Genomic DNA, 16,402 nt, shown 5'->3' on the forward strand with positions numbered 1-16,402 from the left:
GCGTGATTGCGCTCAGGACGCGACCTTCAGCGTGTTCACCCCGGCCGCGTGCGATCCGGCTTCGCCCGACAGGCCGATGAACATGGTATCGACGATCCGCGCCAGCTTTTGTTCGGTGAGCTTTTCGCCGAGATAGATCATGGCATCGGGCAAGGTATAGTTTGATATCATCTGGTTGATCAGCGACAGCGCCTCATCAATCTCAAGCCCGGCAAAATAGCCTTCGGCCTGCGCCTCGGCAATCAATTCGCACAGATAGTGATCCGCCAGATCGACATAGCTGCGCACCCGTTCAAAATTGGCGGCCCCCATTTCGCACAGGATCGTGAAGAAATGCGGATCAGCGCGGAAGCGTTCCTGCGATATGACGAAACGGCGGCGGAAAAATTCGTACATCTTGCGCGGCGGTGGCAGCGCGGTGTCGAGCACTTCTTCCATTACCGCCAGTTGCGGCGCCAACCAGGTTTGCGCGACCATATCAAACAGATCGTCATAGTCGGCGAACAGCGCTTCGAACCGGGCGCGCGTCAGGCCGCTTTCCGCCATGGCGACGGTCCAGGGAACATCCGCGCCGCGTTCCTTGACCAGTTCGAGCACACGCCGCGCAATCCGCTCGCGCTCGGCATCCCGGATTGTCTTGGTCAAGGCCATGTCGCTCGCGCCTCCCTGCGCTGCGGACAACATAGGCGAGCTTTGCCCGGGCTGAAAGTGCCGCTTGTCGATTTTGGTGCGGCGCAGCACGATGAAAGCGCTCATTGCGATACGCTCAGCCCTTGGGAGGCATAGGGAAGAACGCCGACGTGCGGCGCTTGTAATCGGCGTATTTATCACCCCGGGACTTGTCCATGCCCTTCTCCAGCAGGGTCACACCCGACCATTTGGTGAGCGTGAAGCTAATGAACAACGGGCCGATAACAGTCGCCGCGGCATAACCCCATCCGGCCGCTGCACAGGTCAGCCAGATGCCCCACCATGCGGCAAAATCGCCGAAATAGTTCGGGTGACGGGTGTAACGCCACAATCCGGTGTCGAGCACTTTGCCCTCGTTCGCGGGGTTGGCCTTGAACTGTGCCAGCTGCCAATCACCCACCCATTCGAAGAACACGCCTACGCTCCACAGCGCGAAGCCCGCCCATGCCAGCAGCGGTATCGGCGCGGGTTCACCGCTGGCGAGGATGCCGACCTGCGCGGGGCTCGACACCATGAACAGCAGCACCGCCTGCATCAGCCACACGCGGGTCAGCGCGGCGCGGGCGAAATGACCGCGCTCGCGCGCTTTTTTGAGAATAAGCTTGTACCGCTTGTCCTCACCCTCACGCCGCCATCGCAGGAACAGGTATCCGCCCAGCCGAAACCCCCAGGCGGCGGTCATCACCATGATAAGGCTGGCAAGCGCACCGGGCCCGCCGGGCACATGCAGCCAGCTTGCCACGGCAAGAATAGCCATCCCCGCACCCCAGAAGGCGTCGATGAAGCTGACATCGCCCAACTTCACGCTGATCGCCCACTGGATCAGCACCAGCGCCAGCAGGATTGCGGCATTCACCGCGAGCAGTTCAAACATCATTGCGCCCGGCAATAATGTCGCGTGCCTGCTGTTCCAGCACCTTGAAGCGTTCGTAATCGGGCAGCTTCGACCGGAACCATTCGGCCAGTTTCAGCAGGTCTTCGCCGTAATTGCCCGTGGGCATCATGGGCGGCCCGAAGCTGACGATCTTCGCGCCGTGATCGGCAAAAGCCGGAACAATCGGGACGTTGGCGGCGCGGGCGATATGGTAGAAACCCGAACGCCACCTGCCATCCGACTTGCGCGATCCTTCGCACGCAATCACCAGCGCGAGTTCATCGCGCGCGGCGAATTCGGCGGCGACCTGTTCGGTGGCATTGGCCTTGGCGGTGCGATCGACCGGGATGCCGCCCATGTCGAGCATGAAGTTGCGCATCATGCCGGTAAAAAGCGTGTGCTTGCCCATGAAATTGGGCTTCACGCCTTCCTCATGCGTAGCGCCGGTGAAGAACACGAAATCCCAGTTCGAGGTATGCGGCGCACCTGCCAGCACGTATTTCTTCAAGTGTTTGGGCAGCGGATCGACGACCTTCCACCCTTGCGCATACCAGATGGCAAGGATGATCCGGCGCACAATGCGCGACAGCAAGGTGGGCGCGCGTGCGGGCGCCGGAGTAACAGATTTTTGCAAGCGGTACGCCCCTCCCAAAAGGCCGGATGCTTGTGGCCTAACTTGCGTTATCTACGCAAGAGGAAGAGCGGCGGTTTCAGACTACATCCGGAACACACCAAACGCAGATCGCTCAGGGATCGGCGCTTCCAAGCACGCCGCCAGCGCCAGCCCCAGCACATCGCGGGTCTGCACCGGATCGACCACCCCGTCGTCCCACAGGCGCGCGGTGGCGTAGTAGGGGTTGCCTTCATCCTCGTATTTCTGGCGGATCGGGGCCTTGAAGGCCTCGGCCTGGTCTGCGTCCCAGCTCTCGGCGTCGCGGTGGACTGTCGCCAGCACGCTCGCCGCCTGCTCCCCGCCCATCACCGAGATGCGCGCATTGGGCCAGGTGAACATGAAGCGCGGGCTATAGGCGCGCCCGCACATCCCGTAATTGCCCGCGCCAAAGCTGCCGCCGATCACCACGGTGAGTTTGGGCACGCTCGCGGTCGCAACCGCGGTGACGAGTTTCGCGCCATGCTTGGCGATGCCCTCCGCCTCGTATTTCCCGCCGACCATGAAGCCGCTGATATTCTGTAGAAACAGCAGCGGGATGCGCCTCTGGCAGGCGAGCTCTATGAAATGCGCGCCCTTCTGCGCGCTTTCGCTAAACAGCACGCCGTTATTGGCGAGGATCGCGACCGGCATCCCCCAGATATGCGCTAAACCGCAAACCAGGGTGCTGCCGTAATGCGCCTTGAACTCGTGGAATTCGCTGCCGTCGACCAGCCGCGCGATCACTTCCTTGACGTCATAGGGCGCGCGCACGTCATCGGGGATCAGGGCGTAGAGGTCTTCGGCGTCGAACTTGGGCGGGCGCGGGTCCTTCAGCGCAACGTCCTTCACCGCGCCGGTGTTCGCGCCCAGATGGCTGACGATATCGCGCACGATGGTGAGCGCGTGTTCGTCGTTCTCGGCCAGGTGATCGACCACGCCCGATTTCTTCGCGTGCAGATCGCCGCCGCCGAGGTCCTCGGCGCTGATCTCCTCGCCCGTCGCGGCCTTCACCAGCGGCGGGCCGGCGAGGAAGATCGTGCCCTGATTGCGGACGATCACGCTCTCGTCCGACATTGCGGGAACGTAAGCGCCGCCTGCGGTGCAGGAGCCCATCACGCAGGCGATCTGCGGGATGCCGAGCGCGCTCATGTTGGCCTGATTGAAGAAGATGCGCCCGAAATGGTCGCGATCTGGAAACACCTCGGCCTGATGCGGCAGGTTCGCACCGCCGCTGTCGACCAGATAGATGCACGGCAGGCGGTTCTCCTGCGCGATTTCCTGTGCGCGCAGGTGCTTCTTGACCGTCATCGGGTAATAGGTGCCGCCCTTCACGGTCGCATCGTTGCACACGATCATGCACTGCCGCCCCGCAACGCGCCCCACGCCGCAGATGATCGAGGCACCGTTGACGTCGCCCTCGTACATCTCGTTGGCCGCCAATTGTCCGACTTCGAGGAAGGGCGAACCCGGATCGAGCAGCCGTTCGACCCGCTCGCGTGGCAGGAGCTTCCCGCGCGAGACATGGCGCTCGCGCGACTTTTCGGTGCCGCCCAGCGCCGCCTCAGCCACCCGCGCGCGCAGATCCTGCGCCAGCGCGTGATTATGGGCAAAGCGGGCCTTGGCCTCGGGGCTTTCGCGGTCGAGTTTGGTGGTGAGCGTGGGGGCGGTCATGATATCTCTGCCGTTTGCTTGTTGCTGCGCCAATGCCGCCAAGCCATCCAAAACACAAACATCGCAAAGGCGCTTTGCAGGCTCAGCGCGAAATAGAACTCTTCGTGTCCGACTACGAATGCGGTGTAGCCGTTCACCAAAATATTCGAAGCCATGATCGCAGCTCCCAACACAATACCCCAGCGTTCCCGGACCCAGATGAGTAGCGCGGCGGCCGGATCAAGGAAGGTCAGGCTGGTCCAGTAAATGTTCCACGGCAGCGGGCGGAAATCATAAGGCAGCCAGCCATAATTGATCAGATCGCGCGTATGCGTCGTCGTGCCGATCAGAAAGCCGAGCGTCCAGATGGCCTTTGCGATCACCGTTTCCGCACGAATTCGGCTCGCAGCACCAGACCCTTGATGCCGGGATATTTGCAGTCGATCTCCTGCGCGTCGCCGGTCAGGCGGATCGACTTGATCAGCGTGCCCTGCTTGAGCGTCTGACCTGCGCCCTTGACCTCCAAGTCCTTGATCAGCGTCACCGCATCGCCATCGGCGAGCAGGTTACCGACCGCATCGCGCACCTCGACCGTGTCTTCCGCCGCCTGCTTGGCCGCGAGTTCGGAGGCGGCCATCCATTCGCCGCTGGCCTCGTCATAGACGTAGTCTTCGCCAGAATCGTAATCGGGGCCGCTCACCCCGCCGCCCCGATCAATTCGCGCCCGATCAGCATCCGGCGGATCTCGTTCGTGCCTGCGCCGATGTCGAGCAGCTTCGCATCGCGCATGTAGCGCTCCACCGGCCAGTCGGTGGTGTAGCCCGCCCCGCCCAGCGCCTGCACGCTTTCGGCCGCGACCTTGAAGGCGTTTTCGGACGCGAGAAGGATCACGCCCGCCGCATCGAAGCGCGTCGTCTGCCCGGCGTCACACGCCTTGGCGACCGCGTAGGTGTAGGCGCGGGCCGATTGCAGGGCGACATACATGTCGGCAACCTTGGCCTGCATCAGCTGGAACGAGCCGATCGGCTTCCCGAACTGCTTGCGATCGCGCAGGTATGGGATCACCGTGTCGAGGCACGCCTGCATGATGCCGAGCTGAAGGCCCGCAAGCACCACGCGTTCGTAATCCAGCCCGCTCATCAGCACGCCGACGCCGCCGTTCACCGGCCCCATTACCCGGTCTTCGGGGATGAAGCAGTCAGTGAACACCAGCTCGGCGGTGGGCGAACCTTTCATGCCGACCTTCGAAATCTTCTGGCCGATGGAAAAGCCCTCGTCGCCCTTTTCGATCAGGAAGGCGGTGATCCCGCGGCTGCCCGCGCTGCCATCGGTCTTGGCATAGACCACCAGCGTATCGGCCTCGGGCGCGTTGGTGATCCAGAACTTGGTGCCGTTGAGGACATAGCCGGATTCTCCGTTCTTGGCACCAGCTTCGGCCTTCAGCTTCATCGAGACCACGTCGCTGCCGGCGCCCGCTTCGGACATCGCAAGGCTGCCGACATGTTCGCCCGAGATCAGCTTGGGCAGGTACTTCGCGCGCTGCTCGTCCGATCCCCAGCGGCGGATCTGGTTGAGGCAGAGGTTGGAATGCGCCCCGTAGCTGAGGCCGACGCTGGCAGACGCGCGGCTGACTTCCTCGACCGCGATCACGTGCTCAAGGTATCCGAGCCCCAGCCCGCCCCATTTTTCCTCGACCGTGATGCCGTGCAGGCCCAGCGCGCCCATCGGTTCCCACAGCTCGCGCGGGAAGCGGTCTTCGCGGTCGGTGCGTGTCGCGATCGGCGCGATCTGTTCATCCGCGAACCGTGCGGTAGTGTCGCGGATCATCGTGGCAGCTTCGCCAAGCTGGAAGTCGAAATCGGGGGTCGCGCGCATTTTATGTCCTGCAAGGGTAATGATGTTCTACGCACCCCGCATAGCAAGCGATCGGGCAAAGGCCAATCGGCGACGCTGGTGTAGCGCCAAGAACCTCGCTAACCCCTGACACTATGGACATTCCGCCGCCCTTGCTCCGCTTCGAGGCCGTGATCTGCCGTTTCGGCACCGTGACTGCGGTCGCCGGTATCACGTGCGACATTGCGGCTGGCAGTTTCGTTGCACTTGTCGGCGCATCGGGCTCGGGCAAGTCGACGTTGCTGAAGACGGTCAACACACTGGTCGCGCCGAGCGAGGGGCGCGTGGTGTTTGCGGGCGAGGACGTGGCGGATCTGCCGCCCGCGCGCCTGCGCCGCCGCGTCGGCTATGTATTCCAGGGGATCGGCCTGTTCCCGCACCTCACCGTCGCCGAAAACATCGCGATCGGCCCGCGCCTGACTGGCGAGAAGCTGCTGCCCGAACGCATTGCCGAACTGCTGACGCTGGTGGAACTCGATCCCGTGCTGGGGCAGCGGATGCCCGATGAACTCAGCGGCGGGCAGCGCCAGCGAGTCGGCGTGGCACGTGCGCTGGCGGGCGAGCCAGAGCTGCTGATCATGGACGAACCCTTCGGCGCGCTCGACCCGGTCACCCGCGATGCGCTGGGCGACAAGGTGCGCGAATTGCATGAACGCCTCGGCCTCACCACGGTGATGGTGACGCACGACATGGCCGAAGCGCTGCTGCTCGCCGACCGGGTTCTGGTGATGGACAAGGGCGCATTGGTGGCTGACGAAACGCCGCATGCCCTGATCACCGGTGCCGGTGGAGAAGTGGCCCAAGGCCTCGTCGCCGTGCCGCGCCAACAGGCCGAACGGCTCGCCGCGATGGAAAGCAGCACGGGGGCTGACCGCTGATGGAAACCATCTGGGAGATCCTGCCCAGCCTCGTCGACAAGCTGGCTGCACATGTGGTGCTGTCAGCGAGCGCGATCGGGCTTGCCATCCTGATCGCCCTGCCATTGGCGGTATGGGCGAGCCGGTCGCAGGTGGTGTCGCGTGTTGCGCTGAGCCTCGCCAGCCTGGTCCAGACCATTCCGGCGCTGGCCTTGCTGGCGCTGTTCTTCCCGCTGCTGCTGAGCTTGCGCAGCGTGTTCGGCGAGGGCCTGCCCACGCTGGGCTTCCTGCCCGCGCTGCTGGCGCTGACGCTTTATGCGCTGCTGCCAATTCTGCGCAACGCCGTCACCGCGCAGGCCAATCTCGACCCCGGCGTTCTCGAAGCCGCCGATGGCGTCGGGATGACCAAGTGGCAGAAGCTGACCTTGGTCGAAGCGCCGCTTTCCGCGCCCTTCATCATGGCGGGCATCCGCACCGCGAGCGTCTGGACCATCGGCGCGGCAACGCTCGCCACCACCATCGGCCAGCCGAGCCTCGGCGACCCGATCTTCGCCGGGCTGCAGACGCAGAACTGGGCGCTGGTGCTGGCCGGCTGCTTTGCCAGCGCAGGGCTGGCGCTGGCGGCGGACAATCTGTTGTGGGTGATCGAAGTGGGGCTGGCGCGCCGCAAGCGGTGGATGACGCTGGGCGGGATCGCGGTGGTCGCGCTGGGCATTCTCGGCGCTGTATGGGCGCAAGGCGCAGGCTCCTCCGAACGCCGCATCGTCATCGCCGCCAAGTCGTTCTCCGAACAATACATCCTTGCGCAATTGATCGGCGCACGGCTGGAGGCGGCGGGCTACGCGGTCGAATATCGCGACGGGATGGGCAGCGCGGTGGTGCACGGCGCCGTCGCCAATTCCAGCATCGACATCGCGGTCGATTACACCGGCACGATCTGGGCGAACTATCTCAACCGAAAGGACAATCCCGGCCGCGATGTGATGTATGAAACCATCCGTGCATGGGAAAGCCGCGAAAACGGGGTCACGGTGCTGGGTCGGCTGGGGTTTGAAAACGCCTATGCCTTTGCGATGCGCAGCGACCGGGCGCGGCAACTGGGCATCACGTCGCTCACCGATCTCGCCGCGGCCGCACCGCAGCTGACCGTCGGCGGCGATCCCGAATTCTTCGAGCGGCCCGAATGGATCGCGGTGCGCGATGCCTATGGCTTGCGGTTCGCCCGCAGCCGCAACTTCGCGCCGACCTTCATGTACAACGCGCTCGCTTCGGGCGAGGCCGATGTGATCAGCGCCTACACCTCGGACGGGCGGATCGCGGCGGACAGGCTGGTGGTGCTGGAAGACCCTGAAGGTGCCCTGCCAAGCTATGATGCAATCCTGATGCTTTCACCCCGAATTACAGGCGACAAGGCGGTGATCGCTGCGCTTGAGCCCTTGCTGGGAGCGATCAGCGTGGAGGCGATGCGCGAAGCCAATCTGGCCGTCGACCGTGAGGATGACAGAAAGATGACGCCAAAGACGGCAGCGGCGCAATTGGCACAAACAATCGAACAGCAGTAAATCGCGATGAAACGGTCGCTCAACGAGGCGCCCATTATGCCGAATAAACAAAGTTATGACGGGTCGCAGAGCCCGTGCGTATCAAGACGCCTTTCGCCACACCTGCGTCTGGCAGAACGGGCCGATGCAGCCTTTCACTTCCAGCACGCCTGCGTTTTTGCGGCGGATGATCGAACGATAGCTTTTGCCGCTGTTGGGATCGTAGATCTGACCGCGCCACACCGCGCCATCGGCCTTGAGGCCTGACAGAATCACTGTGCCTAGCAAACGGCGGCTGCGCCGGGCCGGATCGGGGTTGTTGACATCGCGCTGGTCATTGCCCTGCGGCGGGGGGATAAGGAACCTTTCGATCGTGCCGCACAGCGCAGTTCCGCAAGGGGCGATCACAATCACCGCGTCCTTTTCCGCCGTCAGCCAGCGCCCGGCCACAGCGTCAGCCGCATCAGCCCTTCCTGCCAGCAGTATACTGATCGCCAACACCATCATCCGCCATTGCACCATCAGTCGAACCCGACCCCGAATGGCCAGCGCCGACCGCAGATCCCCAGAACCTTGAACAAAGTGCCCATCTGATTGTCTTCGACCAGGCGGTCGCGCTGCCGCCGGATCTTGTCCTTTTCATAAGGATTGCGCCGCTGAAGCGCTTCCAACCGGGTGTCGATTCCCATCTGACGCAGCCATTCGCCCTGATAGGTCAGCCCCATCACATCGGCCCCATTATCTTCGGCGACCTGTTTCAGCAGTTCAAAATCGACGTGCGCAGTCAGATCCGAATCGCCCGGATGCGCGAAGATATCGACCTTCTGATGCGCCTTGAGCGCCTGCACGGTTGAACCCGATCGCAGCTCCATGTGCCCGTAATCAATCACCAACGCCGCGCCGCCCTGCGCCTTCAGGCGCTGGGCAATGTCGGCCATCAAGGCCACGGATGCAGGGCTTGTTTCGATCATCGCGCCCTGTGCGGCGGTGATCCAGCTGGGCGGGACCAGATGATCCATCCGTTCGCGGCCGGCCATGAAGGTGAAGGCATCGCCATCCAGCCCCACCAGCCGATCGAACCAGCCATCGGCTGATCGCACCAACTGATGCACCGGCAGCGCATCGAAAAATTCATTGGCAACAATCAGCAGCGGAGCATCATCGGGCAGCGACGAAATGTCGTGATGATGATGACATCCCGGAAACGCCTCGCGCTGGATTGCGCGCAGGGTTGCCGATGTTTCGACGAAATGAATCTCCGGCGCAAAATCGTACCGGCGCGCCGCGTTCAACGCATCGCTGGCCAGCGTGCCGCGGCCGGGGCCAAGTTCGACGTAGTGGATGCGTTTGCGGCTGCCCATCCGCACCCATAGATCGGCCAGCCACAATCCGATCAATTCGCCGAACATCTGGCTGACTTCGGGAGCGGTGATGAAATCGCCCTGTTCGCCAAGGGGGTCGCGGCTGGCGTAATAGCGCGCGTTGCTTTCCCCCATATATTGCGCAAGGCTGATGGGGCCGGTTTCGCGGATCAGTCGGCGCAGCGTTGCGGGCACATCGACCTGCGCGCGGGCGAGCACCTCGGCTTCAAGCCGGGCCTGTTCGGCGGCAGCGGCGGCGGCTTCCGCAGCGGCGGCTTCTTTAGCCTCGCGCCGGGCCTGTTCTTCGGCTGCGATCCGGGCCACATCGGCAGCAGCGATCCGCGCCTGTTCCTCAGCTTCGGCCTTGGCACGGGCCTCGGCCTCGGCGCGGGCTTTGGCTTCGGCAGCGCGCCGGGCCTGTTCTTCCGCCGCTGCCTTGGCTCTGGCTTCGGCTTCTGCCTTGGCGCGGGCCTCAGCTTCGGCGCGTGCTTTGGCTTCGGCTTCGCGGCGAGCTTGTTCCTCCGCTTGGCGGCGGGATTTTTCTTCGGCAGCCGCGCGGGCGCGGGCTTCGGCTTCCGCCTTGGCTTTCGCCTTGGCAAGTGCGCGTGCACGGGCTTCGGCTTCCTTGCGCAGACGGGCTTCTTCGGCAGCCTTGGCCTTCGCTTCGGCTTCGACCCGGGCGCGCTCCTCGGCTTCGCGGCGCGCCTGTTCTTCGGCGGCGGCCTTGGCAGCCGCAGCGGCCGCTTCAGCTGCACGCCGCGCCTCTTCCTCAGCTTCGGCTCGGGCTTTGGCTTCGGCGATTTCGCGGGCCTTGGCCTCCTTGCGCAGCCGCGCTTCCTCCGCAGCTTTGGCACGGGCTTCGGCTTCGACGCGCATGCGGGCTTCGGCTTCGGCCTGCTTGCGCGCCCGGGCCTGTGCGGCGGCCTGTTCGCGTGCATCGCGTTCCGCCTTGGCGCGGGCTTCAGCCTCGGCCTTTTCGCGCAGACGGGTTTCTTTCAGAAGGCGGATGCGTTCCTCAGCCTCAACCTTGGCGCGGGCGAGCGCTTCGGCCTTGCCGCGGGCTGCCGCTTCGCTGCGGGCGCGGGCTTCGGCCTTGGCCTGTTCGCGCGCGGCAGCTTCGGCAGCGGCTTGGGCGGCGGCAGCCGCAGCCTGTTCTTGTGCCTGTGCCCGCCCGGCACGTTCGGCGGCTTGACCATCGTCGGGCGCGGGCTTGGGCGCCGGCGCCGGGTCAACCAGCCGGAACGCACTGCGCCATACGCCGGGCGCTTCGGTCAGGCCGGCGCTGCCGTCCCCGTTGCCAGCGGCTGCTTCCGCAGCGCGTAAAGCACGACAATCAACCCAGTCAGGATAAGCGGTATCGTTAGCCATTGCCCCATTGATAACCCGGTCCGGGCTGCAAAGTCAGCCAGTTGTTGATCAGGCTGGCGGAAAAATTCGTTGATGAAGCGCGCCAGCCCCATGCCGAGTGTAAATACCCCCGCCAGCAATCCCGGCCGGTAACGCGCGCGGGTCAGCCAGAACAGCGCCATCATGATGACCAGCATCGCCAGACCTTCTAAGCCCGCCTGATACAGCTGGCTGGGGTGGCGTGGCAGGTCATCGGCGGTGGGAAACACCATCGCCCAAGGTACATCGGTCGGCCCCCGGCCCCACAGTTCGCCATTGACGAAGTTTGCCAGCCGGCCCAGCAGCATCCCCATCGGCACGCCCACCGATACATAGTCGACAACGCGGATGAACCTCAGCTTGTCGCGCCACGCGACGTAACCCATCGCTGCGGTGACGCCTGCCAGACCGCCGTGGAAGCTCATCCCGCCGTCCCACAAACGCAGCAATTGCCACGAGACAAACCCGTCGCCGGAAAAGTCGGTGAACGCCGACGGAATGCCCGTCTCGCCCCCGGTATAGAACAGCGCGTAACCCAGTCGCCCGCCGAAAATCACCCCCAGAATGCAATAGGTGAAAAGGTCATCGGCATGGCGCTGCGCCATCGGCGCGCCGGGTTCCTTGAGCATGCGCGAGGTGTGCCAATAGGCGAACACCAACCCGATCAGGTATGCGAGCGAATAATAGCGCAGCGTGAAGAAGCCCAGATCGATGCCCGGCGAAAGCCCAAGCTCGGTCCAGTAGATCGGATCGGCAGCGCCGCTTGCGGCAAGTAGTGACAGCACGGAGCGAACCTCTTATTGACAATGAGATGCCGTATCGGCGGGCCCGAAATGGCCTCGTCCTTGGCCCCGGTCGCGCTGGCGCTTCTGGCACAGCAACCGGGGCAGGGGAAGAGGCCGGGAACCACCGGACGAAATGGGACAGGCAATTTGTGATGGGTAAACAGCCCGGGCAGTTGCCATAACACGAGAGAGAGGAACATCACCGCATGCCCACCCAGCTGGACAATGCGCTCGAAGCGATCATCACCGGCCTCACCGCCGAGGATCAGCCCTTCGCCACCGTGCCCTTCAACCGCGATGGTGTGGAGATGCCCGCTTTCGCCGGAGCGCCGCCGAGCCTCGCCCATTATTTTGCGCATTTCTGCAATGAACACAAGGATGTGCCCTTCATCGTCGATGGTGATATCCGGCTGACATTCGGTCAGGCCTATGCTGCGGCGACCTGTGTGGCTGAAGGTCTGGTCAAGCGGCACGGCGTCCAGAAAGGCGACCGGGTCGGGTTGGCAGCGCGCAATTCGGCCAACTGGATGATCGCTTACATGGGCATCCTGATGGCGGGCGGTTGCGCCACGCTGCTCAACGGATTTTCTTCGGGTGATGAACTGGCCTACGGGCTGGATCTGGCCGAATGCAAGGTGTTGCTGGCCGATGAAGGCCGCGCCGCACGGCTTGACGGGCACGACCACCCGGCAAAAATCGTGCCGTTCACGCACGGCGATGCGCCGTCCGAAGGGCTTGCTGACGCGTGGATGCAGCCCGAAGCGACCAGTGTCGCGATGACGATGCTGGGCACGCTGGGGCCGGATGATATTGCCACGATTCTCTACACCTCAGGTTCGACCGGCAAATCCAAGGGCGCGTGGTCGGATCACCGCGGTGTGGTGAACGGGGTGATGAATTATGTCGCCCAGTCGGCGATGGCCAAGGTGCATGTCGAAAGCCAGGAAGGCCCGATGACCACCCAGCCCTGCGCGCTGGTCGCGGTGCCCTTGTTCCATGTCACGGGCGAAGTGCCGCTGTTTCTGCAAAGCTTCGCCATCGCCCGCAAATTGGTGCTGATGCCCAAATGGGACGCAGGACTGGCGATCCGCCTGATGGCAGAAGAACAGGTCAGCTATTTCGTCGGCGTTCCGCTGATGAGCTATGAGATCGCCAATCACCCCGATCGCGAAAAATACGACCTGTCGGCCTGCAAAAGTTTCGCTGCGGGCGGCGCGCCGCGTCCGGTCGAACACGTCACCCGGATCAAGGAAGCCTTCCCCGGCAGCTTCCCGCTGCTGGGCTATGGCCTTACCGAAACCAACGCGGTGGGCTGCGGCAATTTCAACGAGAACTACCTGGCCAAGCCCGGGTCGACCGGGCGCCCCAGCAAGCCGTTGGTGGACATGGCGATCCTTGATGATCTGGGCAATCCGCTCGCGCAGGGTCAAGTGGGCGAAGTCTGCATCCGCTCGGTCGCCAATTTCCGCGGCTATTGGAAAAACCCCGAAGCAACCGCGGCAGCCTTTACCGATGATGGCTATTTCCGCACCGGCGATCTGGGTTTTCTGGACGAAGACGGGTATCTCTTCATCGTCGACCGGAAGAAGGACATCATCATCCGCGGCGGGGAGAACATTTCCTGCATCGAGGTGGAAGATGCAATCTACGCGCACGATGACATCGGCGAATGTTCGGTATTCGGACTTCCCGATGATCGCTACGGCGAAGTGCCCGCAGCGGTGTACACGATGAAGGATGGTCGCGCACCAATCAGCCCGGCTGAACTGCGCGCCTTCCTGCTCGAACGGATCGCCCCCTTCAAGGTGCCGCTTGAAACGCAGATCTGGATGGCCAGCGAAGCGCTGCCGCGTCTGGGCACGCAAAAAATCGACAAGCGCAGCGTCAAGGCGCATTTCCTGTCCGAAGCAGTGTCGGCATGAGGCTGCGGCATGTCGCCTAGGCGGGTCTTGGGCCAGCGCGCCATCATCGATCGGCGTTTGCTGGCCGAGGCTATCGCGGCCTTGCACAAGGCCGGCGGCGAAGGCGCGCGTCCCGACATCGTCAAGGCGCTGCGCGATGCGCTGGACACCGGGCGGACCGAACTGGCCCGCCGGTTGTCCGAGGCGCCTTCGGCCGGGCATGAGGTGACGGCCGGTTTCAGCTTCCTGATGGATCAGCTGCTGCGCGTGATTTACGATCACGTCACCACGCATCTCTACCCCGCCGCTGGCCGCACGCAGGGCGAACGGCTCGCGATCCTGGCGGTGGGGGGTTACGGACGCGCCGAGATGGCGCCCCATTCGGATGTCGATGTCGCCTTCATCACCCCCGGCAAGCGCGCGCCCTGGTGCGAGCAGGTGATCGAGACAATGCTCTATCTGCTGTGGGATCTGGGCCTCAAGGTGGGTCATTCCAGCCGCACCGTTGCCGATACCGTGCGCATGGCAAAGGAAGACCTGTCGATCCGCACCGCCTTGCTTGAAGGGCGGCTGGTGTGGGGCGAACAGGCTTTGTACGAAGAACTGCGCAGCCGCTTCTGGAACGAAGTGGTCAAGGGCAGCGAACGGCAGTTCCTGACGCTGAAGCTGGCTGAACGCGATGCGCGGCACAAACGCATGGGTGACAGCCGCTATGTCGTCGAACCCAACGTCAAGGAAGGCAAGGGCGGTCTGCGCGATCTGCAAACGCTCTACTGGATCGGCAAATATGTCCACCGGGTCGGCGCGGCGGCGGAACTGGTCGATGTCGGCCTTCTGACTGCCAATGAATATCGCAGCTTCCGCCGGGCCGAAGGGTTTCTGCTGGCGGCACGCTGCCACATGCACCTGATAACCGACCGTGCCGAAGACCGTCTGACCTTCGATCTGCAACGCGCCGTGGCCGAACGCATGCACTTTGCTGACCGCCCGGGGAAAAGCGCGGTCGAACGGTTCATGCAATACTACTTCTTGCAGGTGAAGCGCGTCGGCAGCCTGACGGGCGTGTTCCTGTCGCACCTTGACGAGGAATTCGCCAAGAAGCGCCCGCGCACGGGCTTTTTTGCCGGATGGACGCAGCGGCCGCGCATGTTCAAAGGCTATACCGTCGATGGCGGACGGCTGCGCGCGCCGGGCGATGACTGGTTCCGCGCCGATCCTGTCCGTTTGATCGAGGTGTTTCAGCTGGCCGAGGCCGAAGGGCTGGAAGTTCACCCCGAAACCATGCGGCAGGCGGGGCGCGATGCCAAATTGATCGATGGCAAGGTGCGCCGCGACAAGCGCGCCAATGCGCTGTTCCTTGATCTGCTGGCCGGGCGCAAGGACCCCGAAACCGCGCTGCGCTGGATGAACGAAACCGGCGTGTTCGGACGGTTCGTGCCCGACTTCGGCCGGGTCAACGCGCAGATGCAGTTCGATATGTACCACCACTACACGGTGGATGAACACACGATCCGTGCCATCGGACTGCTCAGCCAGATCGAGCGCGGATTGCTACAAGCCGATCATCCGCGTGCCACCCGCGAATTTCCCAAGCTGGCCTCGCGCCGGGCGCTGTATGTCGCGGTGTTGCTGCACGATATCGCCAAGGGCCGGGGCGGCGATCATTCGGTGCTGGGGGCCGACGTTGCGCACCGGCTATGCCCGCGCTTCGGACTGGACGACAAGGAAACCGGGCTGGTTGCCTGGCTGGTGCTGCAACATCTCCTGATGAGCCGCACCGCGCAAAAGCGCGACTTGACCGATCCCAAGACGATCGAGGATTTTGCCGGCGAAGTCCAAAGTCTTGAACGCCTGCGCAATCTCGCCATCCTCACCGCGGTCGATATCCGCGCGGTGGGGCCGGGGACGTGGAACAGCTGGAAAGGCCAGTTGCTGGGCGAACTCTACGATGCCACGCAGGAACGGCTTCGGCTGGGGCACAAGGGTCATGGGCGCAAAGGCCGCGTCACCGCCAAGAAAGATGCGGTGGCGCAATTGCTCGGCGCGTCCGATCACCTCGTCAACAGCGTTGGCGCATTGCTGGGCGATGCCTACTGGATCGCCGAGCCGGAAGACATCATCGCCAGCAATCTGGTCCAATATGACGCCGCCGAAGCGATCGGCGATGCCTTGTCCATTCACTGCGAGGTGGACGAGACCCGCGGCGCCACCCGCGTCAGCGTGATTGCGGCCGATCACCCCGGCCTGTTTTACCGTATGGCAGGCGGCATCCACTTGGCGGGTGCCAACATCATCGATGCGCGCATTCATACCGCGCGCAGCGGTTTTGCCGTCGACAACTTCCTTGTGCAGGATCAGAACGGGCAGCCCTTCCGGGAAGAGGCGCAGATGGCGCGGATCGACAAGGGCATCCGCGACGCACTGCTCGCACAGGTTGAACTGGTGCCCAAACTGGCCGCGCGCCCGCTTGCCCATTCGCGTGCCAAGGCGTTCGACGTGGCTCCCCGTGTCGGCTTCGACAATGATGCATCGAACCACTTCACGGTGATCGAAGTGACCGCCCGCGATCGGCCCGCTTTGCTCAACCGCCTGGCTCATGCGCTGTACAAGGCCAACCTGATCGTCCATTCGGCGCACATCACAGCTTATGGCGAAGCGGCAGCCGATACGTTCTACGTGACCGATCTGACCGCATCGAAAATCAAGGCGCCCGAACGACAGGCCGAAATCGAAGCCGCGCTGCTTGCCGCGGCCAGCGATCAGCGCCAAAGGCAGCTGGAACAGGCCTAAATGCCACACCCGATGAAAATTC

At 63.7% G+C, this 16,402-nt stretch carries 14 protein-coding genes; 4 read left to right on the forward strand and 10 right to left on the reverse strand.

What is annotated here, in order from left to right:
• Positions 1-12 precede the first annotated feature (12 nt).
• The 7 genes from SJY33_RS10835 to SJY33_RS10865 form a co-directional block, all read right to left on the reverse strand.
• Entirely contained in the window at positions 13-756 is a 744-nt protein-coding gene (locus tag SJY33_RS10835; RefSeq protein WP_379922770.1) for a hypothetical protein, read from the reverse strand.
• Positions 757-766: 10 nt separating this feature from the next.
• The gene (locus SJY33_RS10840) at positions 767-1,567 is read right to left on the reverse strand and encodes a DUF1295 domain-containing protein (RefSeq protein ID WP_379922771.1); all 801 of its coding nucleotides are present in this window, start codon (positions 1,565-1,567) and stop codon (positions 767-769) included.
• Positions 1,557-2,198 carry a 1-acyl-sn-glycerol-3-phosphate acyltransferase gene (locus SJY33_RS10845; RefSeq protein WP_379922772.1) on the reverse strand — a complete coding sequence of 214 codons (642 nt, stop codon included), beginning with the start codon at positions 2,196-2,198 and terminating at the stop codon, positions 1,557-1,559. Before SJY33_RS10845 ends, SJY33_RS10840 begins: the two co-directional genes overlap by 11 nt.
• 81 nt (positions 2,199-2,279) lie before the next feature.
• Positions 2,280-3,887: a carboxyl transferase domain-containing protein gene (locus SJY33_RS10850; RefSeq protein ID WP_379922773.1), complete on the reverse strand. Its 1,608-nt coding sequence runs from the start codon at positions 3,885-3,887 to the stop codon at positions 2,280-2,282.
• Entirely contained in the window at positions 3,884-4,249 is a 366-nt protein-coding gene (locus tag SJY33_RS10855; RefSeq protein ID WP_379922774.1) for a hypothetical protein, read from the reverse strand. The genes SJY33_RS10850 and SJY33_RS10855 overlap by 4 nt, the downstream gene beginning before the upstream one ends.
• Complete coding sequence (locus tag SJY33_RS10860; protein ID WP_379923575.1) at positions 4,246-4,503, reverse strand: alkylphosphonate utilization protein; 258 nt, start codon at positions 4,501-4,503, stop codon at positions 4,246-4,248. Before SJY33_RS10860 ends, SJY33_RS10855 begins: the two co-directional genes overlap by 4 nt.
• Before the next feature lie 59 nt (positions 4,504-4,562).
• Entirely contained in the window at positions 4,563-5,741 is a 1,179-nt protein-coding gene (locus SJY33_RS10865; protein WP_379922775.1) for an acyl-CoA dehydrogenase family protein, read from the reverse strand.
• Positions 5,742-5,854: 113 nt separating this feature from the next.
• On the opposite strand from SJY33_RS10865, the gene SJY33_RS10870 reads away from it, so the two are divergent.
• Together SJY33_RS10870 and SJY33_RS10875 are read left to right on the forward strand one after the other, a co-directional pair.
• Positions 5,855-6,637, forward strand: a complete 783-nt coding sequence (locus SJY33_RS10870; RefSeq protein ID WP_379922776.1) for an ATP-binding cassette domain-containing protein — start codon at positions 5,855-5,857, stop codon at positions 6,635-6,637.
• Positions 6,637-8,178: an ABC transporter permease/substrate-binding protein gene (locus SJY33_RS10875; protein WP_379922777.1), complete on the forward strand. Its 1,542-nt coding sequence runs from the start codon at positions 6,637-6,639 to the stop codon at positions 8,176-8,178. Before SJY33_RS10870 ends, SJY33_RS10875 begins: the two co-directional genes overlap by 1 nt.
• Positions 8,179-8,259: 81 nt before the next feature.
• On the opposite strand, the gene SJY33_RS10880 is transcribed toward SJY33_RS10875, so the two are convergent.
• Genes SJY33_RS10880 through lgt form a run of 3 tightly spaced genes read right to left on the reverse strand, consistent with a single transcriptional unit; the run spans position 8,260 to position 11,689 of the window.
• Positions 8,260-8,679 (reverse strand): DUF2147 domain-containing protein, encoded by a 420-nt coding sequence (locus tag SJY33_RS10880; protein WP_379922778.1) that lies wholly within the window; start codon positions 8,677-8,679, stop codon positions 8,260-8,262.
• Positions 8,679-10,886, reverse strand: coding sequence for a class I SAM-dependent methyltransferase (locus SJY33_RS10885; protein ID WP_379922779.1), 2,208 nt, complete (start codon positions 10,884-10,886; stop codon positions 8,679-8,681). The genes SJY33_RS10880 and SJY33_RS10885 overlap by 1 nt, the downstream gene beginning before the upstream one ends.
• On the reverse strand, positions 10,790-11,689 hold the full coding sequence (gene lgt, locus SJY33_RS10890) for a prolipoprotein diacylglyceryl transferase (RefSeq protein ID WP_379922780.1): 900 nt from the start codon (positions 11,687-11,689) through the stop codon (positions 10,790-10,792). Before lgt ends, SJY33_RS10885 begins: the two co-directional genes overlap by 97 nt.
• A 206-nt stretch (positions 11,690-11,895) precedes the next feature.
• Between lgt and SJY33_RS10895 the strand changes: the two genes are divergently transcribed.
• Both SJY33_RS10895 and SJY33_RS10900 read left to right on the forward strand, forming a co-directional pair.
• Entirely contained in the window at positions 11,896-13,611 is a 1,716-nt protein-coding gene (locus tag SJY33_RS10895) for a class I adenylate-forming enzyme family protein (protein WP_379922782.1), read from the forward strand.
• A 9-nt stretch (positions 13,612-13,620) separates the two neighbouring features.
• On the forward strand, positions 13,621-16,380 hold the full coding sequence (locus tag SJY33_RS10900; RefSeq protein WP_379922783.1) for a [protein-PII] uridylyltransferase: 2,760 nt from the start codon (positions 13,621-13,623) through the stop codon (positions 16,378-16,380).
• Positions 16,381-16,402 lie beyond the last annotated feature (22 nt).

Source organism: Erythrobacter sp. R86502 (genome assembly GCF_042466465.1).
Lineage (GTDB): Bacteria > Pseudomonadota > Alphaproteobacteria > Sphingomonadales > Sphingomonadaceae > Erythrobacter.